The sequence below is a fragment of the Verrucomicrobium sp. BvORR034 genome (assembly GCF_000739635.1).
In the GTDB taxonomy this organism is placed as follows: domain Bacteria; phylum Verrucomicrobiota; class Verrucomicrobiia; order Verrucomicrobiales; family Verrucomicrobiaceae; genus Verrucomicrobium.
Genome location: NZ_BATQ01000033.1, coordinates 1 through 6041 on the forward strand (window position 1 = coordinate 1; position 6041 = coordinate 6041).

The 6041-nt window shown below is 60.5% G+C and carries 7 protein-coding genes; all 7 read right to left on the reverse strand.

Translation table 11 applies throughout. The annotated features are described in order from the left end of the window. Positions 1 to 38: 38 nt before the first annotated feature. The 7 genes from BV034_RS05640 to BV034_RS05670 all read right to left on the reverse strand — a co-directional run bounded on the left by BV034_RS05640 (position 39) and on the right by BV034_RS05670 (position 5654). Positions 39 to 578, reverse strand: coding sequence for a DUF6714 family protein (locus tag BV034_RS05640; protein WP_050024992.1), 540 nt, complete (start codon positions 576 to 578; stop codon positions 39 to 41). 681 nt (positions 579 to 1259) lie between these two features. After that, entirely contained in the window at positions 1260 to 1661 is a 402-nt protein-coding gene (locus tag BV034_RS05645) for a carboxypeptidase-like regulatory domain-containing protein (RefSeq protein WP_265592670.1), read from the reverse strand. A 73-nt stretch (positions 1662 to 1734) separates the two neighbouring features. Further along, complete coding sequence (locus BV034_RS05650) at positions 1735 to 2127, reverse strand: DUF1801 domain-containing protein (RefSeq protein ID WP_050024996.1); 393 nt, start codon at positions 2125 to 2127, stop codon at positions 1735 to 1737. 71 nt (positions 2128 to 2198) lie between these two features. Further along, positions 2199 to 3026: a DUF6348 family protein gene (locus BV034_RS05655; RefSeq protein WP_050024998.1), complete on the reverse strand. Its 828-nt coding sequence runs from the start codon at positions 3024 to 3026 to the stop codon at positions 2199 to 2201. A gap of 24 nt (positions 3027 to 3050) precedes the next feature. After that, complete coding sequence (locus BV034_RS05660; protein WP_265592671.1) at positions 3051 to 3614, reverse strand: hypothetical protein; 564 nt, start codon at positions 3612 to 3614, stop codon at positions 3051 to 3053. A 310-nt stretch (positions 3615 to 3924) separates the two neighbouring features. Beyond that, positions 3925 to 4620 carry a hypothetical protein gene (locus tag BV034_RS05665; RefSeq protein ID WP_050025002.1) on the reverse strand — a complete coding sequence of 232 codons (696 nt, stop codon included), beginning with the start codon at positions 4618 to 4620 and terminating at the stop codon, positions 3925 to 3927. Positions 4621 to 4640: 20 nt separating this feature from the next. Beyond that, a complete protein-coding gene (locus BV034_RS05670; RefSeq protein WP_265592672.1) occupies positions 4641 to 5654 on the reverse strand; it encodes a hypothetical protein in 1014 nt (337 codons plus the stop codon). Positions 5655 to 6041: the final 387 nt, after the last annotated feature.

Here is a 6041-nt window from a genome sequence, read left to right on the forward strand (position 1 = left end):
GGCGACCGCTCCGCGGTCTGACCCCGGGCTATTTTGTATCACGCCTTTGGCGTGGGGTGCGGTTGTGCCAACACGCGATCAACTGTGATGGGCTGGTGCTGCTCATACCGGTGACAAAGTTCGAGGAATTGATCAACGACTGCCAGCTCAGCCTTGGTCAAGTCTCCAGCATTTTTTTGGTCAGTGCAGGCCCAGTAGACGGCGTCGTAGCCATAGCCCGGGAACTCTGCAAGGTAGTGGCTCATGTACGCGGGCAAGTAAAAGCGCCATCCCGCTGGGTCGGAGAAGGTGAAGTATTCCTGGTAGGTTTCAGTTTTCTCTTTTGAGACTTCCCTCCAGTCGATCTCAGGATCTTGCAGGGCAAGCTCCGTGGCCCGTGCGGTCGAGATGTTCCATTCGTCATCGAGGGCGCGAGCGACCCGGAGGGTGGTGGTGGGCTTGGGGATGGAAGCGAAGGTCTGGTCGACCAACTTCCGCAAGGCATCGGCCTCGCGCCGTCCTTCTTCGTCTTGCTCGATGCGTGCGATTTCGGCGGGATCGTAGCCGCGTTCACGGGCTTCTGTGGATGAGATTCGCATCCTGCTCTGGTATGAGGGTGGCGTCCAGTCGGGTGATGACGAAGGAAATGTGTGCGCCGATGACCCGGGTGTCGTGAGAATGAAAAACGTCTGGGACCTGAATGCAACCGCAATCCACCCATACTGGGTTGGTAGCCTGGGGGCACCTCAGGGGCATGCGACGGTTTGTAGAACTCGCTTCGGAGTTTTGGGCGGTGCTTCCGAGTCAGCATGAGGGGCGACAGGCAACTTGCTCTGCGCTTCACAAGTTCGGACGGCTCCCCCAAGGAGCGGCGGTTTGTGCTTGCACAACCGCCGAGGGAAAGCGGAGCGTTTGATCGCCAAACGCCCACCACCTTATGTGGTCTTGCCGCGGCTTTCTTGCTTGGGGACATATGACCTCCGGCAACCACCGGCGGTTGTGCAAGCACAAACCGCCGCTCCTTGGATCCTATGGCGTCACGAAATTTGAATCGGCAATTTGGGCACGGGTCAGGGACGCCGGTCAGGGACGCCGGTCAGGGGAGCGTTGGATCGGTGAGCGGGGATGATTGGAAGTGGTTCGTAGTACAAACTTTAGTTTGCCAAGGGCGTCTGTCGTGGTGCGGACTGAGCCGACTGAAGTCGGTACTCCAACGCTGGTGCGGATGTGATGTGGGGGTTAGAGGAGGCAAACACGCTGGTGATGCAGTGGGGATGAAGTCATCGGCGAAGCGGGATCTGAAGGGTCTCTGGAAGGTTCAGGCCCAGGCGGTGCCCTTTCAGGGAATCGTAGCTCTGAGAGGTGGTCTGATAGCCCGGTGCAGATGCCGTGAGCGTCAGTGATGAAGAGGCATCCCGCAAATGCCAAGGGGTAGGGGCCACGCCGGGACTGCCGAGGTAGATCAGATAGTGGTGCTGTGATGCGGGCGGCAAGGTGAATACGCCAGTGGTAGAGGTCACGGCCTTGCGGGTGTAGCCCGCGCGTTCTGCGGTCACTCTGGCTGCGGCGATCGGCTTGCCGGTCTGGGTATCGACTACGGAGCCTTGAATGCGGGGGAAAACCGGTGTGGTGGAGGGGAAGGGAGCGCAAGCGGGCAGCAGCGCGGCGAGGACGGTGGTCAAGGCTGATAGGAAGAGCGCTTGTTTCATTGGGCGAAGGCGCGGAGTGGGCGCGGCTATGAATGGGGGTGCCGTGTTACTTCAGCTTCTCCAACTGCCCTTTGCGCTGGATGAGGTTTTTGTAGTCCCATTGGATCTCCTGGGCTTCTTTGAGCCAGCGGCGCAGGGCTGCTTTCTTGACCTCTGAGACGTTGTTGTAGAAGACGGAGGCGTCTTTGAACTTTTTGCCGACGACGTTGAGTCCCGGTTCATGGAAATCGGCGCCGCTCCAGAACATCAATCTCACGCCGGGTTTCTGGACGCTGTAGCCGACGATGGGATTGCCTTTCAGGAACCAGACGGGATGGGCGTGCCAGATCTTGTTCTCAGCTTGGGGCAGGCCTTTGTCGATCTCCCGGGCCAGCAGGTCGCAGACTTCCTGATGGGCGGGGGCCAGGTTGGCGTTGTAGGTCTGGATGTCGGGATGCATGGGGGGGGAGGGTTAGGGGTTAAGAGTTAGGAGTTAGGAGTTAAGGGGGGGAGCCTTTGGTCGGCGTCAGGTTAGGATGGGGCGTTCTGGCCTGGCCAGCTCTGAATGCCGACGTACTGCTTGCGATACTCGAACCCGCGATCGGGCCACGTCTCGGCATACTGAATCAAGGCTTCTTTGCCGGCATCCCATTCTCTGCCATTGACCCGGCAGTCGGCCTGCAGGGAGCCATCGGCATTGCGGATGGCGAGCAGTCGGATGCCGTGAAATGGAGTCCCGGCCAGGATCTCCTTGAATACCTCATGCGTGTTGGTGAAGAGGCAGCAGGGGCAGAAGTCGTGGGATTCTTTGCCGGGAAGGTTGGAATAGGAAACTACATGCTCAGGTGGGCCGAAAATCACCCGTCGATCACCGTCGGGGCTTGATGGAGCGCCTGAGGACTTCTGCATGGTCATGCAATGGTCCGGTTTCTCAAGCAGTGCGTCGAGAAAGACCGGAAAGTCTGAAGCCGCCCAGGCTTCAAAACCTTTCCTGAAGGCGCTCTTGATGTCGTCGCCTGTGGAGTACTGGTATTCGAAAACGCCGCCAGGCACGAGGGTGCTGTGAGCCACTTGGAGGGTGCTGCTGGTGCGGACGCCGCCGTCTTCCAGGGGGTGCACTGCGATCACCTGAGGCATGATGGTGAAGTCGCGGTTGACTTCGATCCAGCTCTTCCGGCGTACGAGTGGGTGGCCGGCGGCGCTCAATGCTTCGGCGCGGGAACTGAGGAGATCGGCATCTTCCGTCCAGCTTCGATCGCTGTTGGCAAAGGCGACTTTGATCGTGCGTCCGCGCCCCGGATTCTGAGGGTCCGGCGGGGGAGGGGTGATCTTTTGTTTCTGTTTGAACCAACGGAACATGAGGCTAGGGGGATTGTGATTGGGTCAGTCACACCAGTAGAAGAGGGTGTCGAAGACGTAGTAGGGCCCATCGAAAACTGTGGGTATGGAAAGATCCGCTCGCGCAGGTAGGAGGAGTGGCTCGCGCGGCAGAAGTTCGATGCGGAATGCGTGAAGACAGTTCGCTACGGTGGCAAGAAACTCCGCCCAGTCCCCCTCGGGCAATGTGCCAACGTTGCCTGCCTCTATGAAACCCGATCCCGTCCCCTTGTTGTGCTTGTGCTCGTTTCGCTGGCTGGCTCCATAGACGGCTATTGGAGCGAGGCGGGACATGTACACCAGAATGCCGGTGGTGTTGGTGTAGTCGGGAAAGTCCAGCTGGGATCGGCCATCGTCTGGATACAGGAATGCGGAAACGTAGGAAGCGTAGCCGCTGCCGTGGTGATCCATCTCACGGAATACGGCAACACCTGGTGTGCCTTCGAGACCAGAGAGGACGTGGGAGTAGAAGGACCAGACCGCCGCTTTGCCGCCGGTAACGAATGGCTCAAAGCTGCCGAATGGCCGTCCCGCCACCGAACTTTCGATCATTGCATCGGTTATTTCCATGGTGCGGGAGTGACGTGTGACCAGTGCTGGTGCCAGTAAACCCGATGGAGGCGGTGAATTCAAGGGGCTAGCGCATTTGTTGAACTCTGTGTTGGGGGGATTGGGAAACGACCGGTATAGGCGATCTGTTGACTGACGCATGCGCGCGCTGCCTCTCCACTGAACCGGCGGGACGCCGGTAGCACGCACCGGCTGGAAGCCGGTGTCACCTGGCTGGCGGGCGCGAGATGAGGGTTCGCAGGTGATCGAGACGGGGCTCTGTTTGTACTCCGAACAGCTTCTGGGGCCGCGCGGCGGAGGCGCAGCCTTGTCATGGCTTCGGTATTTTGGATTCGAATGCCTTCAGCTTCTTGATGAGGGGCTTTTCGGCTGCGTTCTTGTCGGTGCCGAAGGTGGCCAGTTCGATCCCGAGGGCGGCGATCTCCGCCGTCAGTCCGCCCTGAGGCGTCCAGGTCCTCCCGTAGAGGTCGCCTAATCCTCGAACCCAGACGGAAAAATGATAGGTGATGCCATCGAACCCAAGGGAGGCCTTGGCGGGGTACCTGGTGTGCTGGAGCATCCGCCCCCAGGCACGCTGGATGGCAATGGCCAGCTCCAGGCTGATTTCGCGGTCCACACGCGTGATCTTTACCTCTTTGGCTTTTTTCTCCTCATTGTTTCGCGGCATGGAGTACCAAAGGCTCTCGGAGGCGCGGGTGACGGTGATGAAGTACTTCTGCTCATCATCGGGCACTGCGAATTCGTCGTGGTACTTCTTCTTTGCTTCCTCGGGGATCTCGGCGTGGACGGATACACAGCTCTCAGCGCCAAAGGACGGTCTCGCGAGGAAGCGTCCGAACTGGCCGTCCGTGAGAAAGAGGTGTTTTGCCAGCCTTTCGTCATAGGCGTCGGGCGGGTTCAGGGGCGTCAAGTGATTCGGCTCGTCGCCGTCTTCGACCTCGAAGAACTTGTCTGCATGACCCGTGAGGGGCAGAAGGACGATGAGAAGGAGGCAGAGGTGTCTCATGGGGAAGGGGAAGGGTAGTTTCAGGAACCGCCTGGATTTGGGGCGCCGGCACCGCGTCCCGACTGGGGTGGTGCGGTGTTTTCCTGGCGTCTGACGACCTGCTCGACCGCGGTGAGGATGAAGGCGTTGTTTTGCCTGGAGAACTGGTTGGCCTCTGACCAGCGATCATAGCCCAGCTCGCTGAAGGCGGTGTCGTCGGCCTTCCCGAGCTCGATGATGACATCGCGGATGAAGGCCCAGCCCGTGAGCTTGAGATCCTTCAGCACGGGGGAGCCATCGGTATAGCGCATGGCCTGCAGGCGCTGGAGGGCCGGGGAGTCCGGGATGACTCCTGTGGGGTCCAGCCGGGCGGCGAGGGGATTCCAGAACTGGGTGGAGGCATCGTAGGACGCGTTGAAGACGGCCTCTGCCTGCTCGGGCGAAAGGGGCCAGATGAAGAGCTTCGTGGCGGGGCCGAGGGCGCCGGTCCCCAGGGCGCGCTCTGACCAGCGCGCTGTGCCTTCCGCGAACCAGCTGTTCTTGAAGTAGGAGGTGCCGTACTGGATGAGGTGGAAGAGCTCGTGCGCGGGGGTGAGGTTGGCGGTGGCATGGATCGAGGAAGCAACCTGAACGCCGATCCAGTCGCCGTCCTTGGAGTGTTGGAGTTCATCGAAGGCCTTGCCGTTGCTCTTCATCTCTTCCTTGCTGCGGATGCGGATGTCGAGCACGGTGGCGGAGCGGAAGCGCTCGGTCTGAAAGGGGTCGGGAAAGCCCAGCACCTCTACAAAGAGGAGGTGCGCTGCCATGACCTGGGTGAGGATGTCCTCGGCCTGATCGGGGATGTTGTTGCGGTTGCGATCGTCAGGGGCGATGGCGTGCTGGCCCGTGGTCTGGTAGCGGACGCGGAATTTCCCGATCTGATGGATGTGTGTGGGGGGCTCTGCGGCGGGTGCGGCGCTGGTGATGAGGGTGGCTGCAGTCAGCATCGGCACCAGGACCAGCGCCATCCATGGGAAAGCCGAAGTGGAGCTTCGTTGACCTCGCTTGCGTGGCATGATGTTGTGGTTCTAGCTCCTCTTGGGAGGGTGGACGATTGGACAATTAAAGTATGTCATGACGGGGAGAACGCGTCTAGACCGAAGCTGTGGGGCGGGGGCGGTAGTTGCCTCGGAGCCCAGTGCGTCAGATGGGAGCGGCTTGGAGGGGCCGGGGCGTGGTGTTTGATCCGCTGCGCCTCGCGGCCATGGAGCAGGCCTTGGGTGTGCGGTTGTTCTCGGCGGGGCAGACATGGAGGTGTAGAGGGCGGTGGGGAGAAAGCGGATGCTGCCGGCTTTCCCACCTGATCCTCCTCCGCGGAGGTACCCAAGGTTGACTCGCTTAACCGATTGCGATCGGAACAGAGTGGCGGGGAAATTGGATGCCGGAGGCATCACAGCCCTTGG

Excerpts from the sequence above, each read along its gene's own strand:
- BV034_RS05665 (WP_050025002.1), bottom strand. The coding sequence starts at position 4,620 with ATGAGACACCTCTGCCTCCTTCTCATCGTCCTTCTGCCCCTCACGGGT.
- BV034_RS05650 (WP_050024996.1), bottom strand. The coding sequence starts at position 2,127 with ATGCATCCCGACATCCAGACCTACAACGCCAACCTGGCCCCCGCCCAT.
- BV034_RS05655 (WP_050024998.1), bottom strand. The coding sequence starts at position 3,026 with ATGTTCCGTTGGTTCAAACAGAAACAAAAGATCACCCCTCCCCCGCCG.
- BV034_RS05670 (WP_265592672.1), bottom strand. The coding sequence starts at position 5,654 with ATGCCACGCAAGCGAGGTCAACGAAGCTCCACTTCGGCTTTCCCATGG.
- BV034_RS05660 (WP_265592671.1), bottom strand. The coding sequence starts at position 3,614 with ATGGAAATAACCGATGCAATGATCGAAAGTTCGGTGGCGGGACGGCCA.
- BV034_RS05640 (WP_050024992.1), bottom strand. The coding sequence starts at position 578 with ATGCGAATCTCATCCACAGAAGCCCGTGAACGCGGCTACGATCCCGCC.